This window comes from Azospirillum formosense (assembly GCF_013340925.1).
GTDB lineage: Bacteria > Pseudomonadota > Alphaproteobacteria > Azospirillales > Azospirillaceae > Azospirillum > Azospirillum formosense.
In genome coordinates this window covers 1-2,702 of sequence record NZ_WHOR01000434.1, presented here as the reverse complement: position 1 = coordinate 2,702, position 2,702 = coordinate 1, and the positions used below count along the sequence as shown (strand labels likewise).

2 protein-coding genes are annotated in these 2,702 nt (G+C 69.3%); one reads left to right on the top strand and one right to left on the bottom strand.

Translation table 11 applies throughout. The annotated features are described in order from the left end of the window. Nucleotides 1-24: 24 nt before the first annotated feature. Nucleotides 25-735: a Crp/Fnr family transcriptional regulator gene (locus tag GBZ26_RS28640; protein ID WP_172428347.1), complete on the bottom strand. Its 711-nt coding sequence runs from the start codon at nucleotides 733-735 to the stop codon at nucleotides 25-27. A 239-nt stretch (nucleotides 736-974) separates the two neighbouring features. Between GBZ26_RS28640 and GBZ26_RS28635 the strand changes: the two genes are divergently transcribed. Beyond that, complete coding sequence (locus GBZ26_RS28635) at nucleotides 975-2,609, top strand: AMP-binding protein (protein ID WP_174441705.1); 1,635 nt, start codon at nucleotides 975-977, stop codon at nucleotides 2,607-2,609. Nucleotides 2,610-2,702 lie beyond the last annotated feature (93 nt).

Here is a 2,702-nt window from a genome sequence, read left to right as displayed (position 1 = left end):
GGGTGGGGGCCTCTACGCGACACCCTATCCATTCGCCTCGGCGATCTCCTCCAGCGCGTCGCGGTCGAGCAGGGTGATCCGCCCGGACTCCACGGCGATCACGCCGTTGCGCTGCCATTCGCCCAGCAGCTTGTTGATGCTCTCGCGCGAGACGCCCACCAAGCACCCGAGCTGCTGCTGCGACAGCTTGATGTCCAGCTTCAACCCGCCCGGCGTCGGCTTGCCGAACACGTCGGCCAGCCGCATCAGCGCGCGGGCGAAGCGCGAGGACGCCTCCAGGAACAGCGTGTCCTCCAGATGCTCGCTGGTCTGGCGCAGGCGCTTGCACAGCACGGTGATGAGCTGGAGCGCCACCGCCGGGCGCTCGTTCAGCAGCGGCACGAACTTCGAGCGGTCGAGCACCAGAAGGTCGGTCTCCTCCAGCGCCACGGCGTCGGCGGTCCGCGGCTCGCCGTCGAGCAGGGCGATCTCTCCGAACAGGCCGCCCTTGTTGATGATGTTCAGCACCAGCTCCTTGCCGTCGGTGGAGTGGGAGCAGATCTTCACCCGCCCGCGGATGACCGCCATCATGCTGTCGCCGGGGTCGCCCTTCTGGAAGATGACCGCGCCGGGCCGGAAATAGGCCAGCCGGGCGCTGGCGGCGAGGCGTTGCAGTTCCGGCTTTTCCAGATGCTTCAGCAGGAAATGCCCGGACAGCACCAGTTCCTTGTCGAACGCGATCCGCACCGTCGTCATGGTCGCCCCCATAAGGCTCGATGCCGGACAGTGTAGCGGGCGGACGGCCCGCAACCGCGGCGCCAGAGGCGGTAACACGCTCGCCCGTGCCTGCCACGTTCTTGCGGGCATAGGGAGAAGGACCAACCAAAGGTGAATCTTGTCCTGCCCAATGGTTCGTGCCTACCATCGTCCGCAAGGCGTCCGGTATGAGGCGCCGGCCCTGACTCAGGGACCGCAGAACAGGGAAGGAGACGAGCGTGGACGCCACCACTCCGTCCGCAGGTCTGTCCAGGCGCGCGGCCAACCATGTGCCGCTGACGCCGCTGGACTTCCTGCGCCGCTCCGCGATGGTCTATCCGGACAAGACCGCCGTGGTCTACGGCCCCCTGCGGCGGAGCTGGTCGGAGGTGGAGCGCCGCGCCCGCGCGCTGGCCTCAGCGGTGGCCGGGGCCGGCGTCCGGCCGGGGGAGGTGGTGTCGGTCCTGGCCTTCAACACCCCGGCGATGCTGGAGGCGCATTTCGGCATTCCCGGCGCCGGGGCGGTGCTGAACGCCATCAACACGCGGCTCGACCCGCCCGCCGTCGCCTTCATCCTGGAGCATGCGGAGAGCCGCCTGTTCCTGGTGGACCGCGGGCTGTCCGCGGTGGCCGGCGCCGCGCTGGAGCGCATGGCGGCCCCACCGCGGGTGGTGTGGATCGACGATCCGGCGGCGCAGGACGCCGACACGGTGGGCGACCTGGAGTATGAGGATTTCCTGAAGACCGGCGATGCACAGGCGCCCTGGCGGACGCCCGAGGACGAGTGGGAGTCCATAGCGCTCAACTACACATCCGGCACCACCGGCAATCCCAAGGGCGTCCTGTACCATCACCGCGGCGCCCATCTGAACGCGCTCGGCAACGTCATCACCTTCGGGCTGCGGCCCGACAGCGTCTATCTGTGGACGCTGCCCATGTTCCACTGCAACGGCTGGACCTACCCCTGGGCGGTGACGGCGGTCGGGGCGACCCATGTCTGCCTGCGCGCCGTCGACCCGGCGGCGATCTTCCGCCTGATCGCCGAGGAGAAGGTCACCCATCTCTGCGGCGCGCCGGTCGTGCTGACCATGCTGATCCACGCGCCGGACGCGGTGAAGCGCGGCTTCGACCACGGCCCGGTGCAGGTGGCGACCGGCGGGGCGGCGCCGCCCAGCGCGGTGATCGCGGGGATGGAACGGATGGGCTTCCGCCTGACCCATCTCTACGGCATGACGGAATGCTACGGCCCCTCCACCGGCTGCGCGTGGCAGGAGAGCTGGGCGGAGCTGCCGCTGGAGGAACGGGCGGTGAAGATGGCCCGCCAGGGCGTGCCCAACGTCACCATGTCCGAGCAGACCGTGCTCGACCCCGACACCGGCCGCGAGGTGCCCGCCGACGGCGAGACGCTGGGCGAACTGGCGTTGCGCGGCAACACGGTGATGAAGGGTTACCTGAAGAACCCGGCGGCGACCGACGAGGCGCTGCGCGACGGCTGGCTTCACACCGGCGACCTCGCCGTGCTGCACCCCGACCGTTACGTCGAGATCAAGGACCGCGCCAAGGACATCATCATCTCCGGCGGCGAGAACATCGCCTCGCTGGAGGTCGAGGAGGTTCTCTACAAGCACCCCCACGTCATGGAGGCCGCCGTCGTCGCCCGTCCCGATGCGAAATGGGGCGAGACGCCCTGCGCCTTCGTCACGCTGAAGCCGGGATCGGAAGGACGGGTGACGGAGGCCGAGGTGATCGGCTGGTGCCGCGACCATCTCGCCCATTTCAAGGCGCCCCGGACGGTGGTGTTCGGAGCGCTGCCGAAGACCTCGACCGGGAAGATCCAGAAGTTCGTGCTGCGCGAGCAGGCGAGGGGGTTGTGAGGGAGTGGTCGCATCGGGCCCCCCTCCCAACCTCCCCCCGCTTCCGCAGGGGGAGGAGCCGTTCCCTCCCCTGCGAAGCGGGGGAGGGTTAGG

What these genes read in the sequence shown, in the direction of transcription:
- GBZ26_RS28640 (WP_172428347.1), bottom strand. Translation starts at nt 735, where the DNA reads ATGACGACGGTGCGGATCGCGTTCGACAAGGAACTGGTGCTGTCCGGG.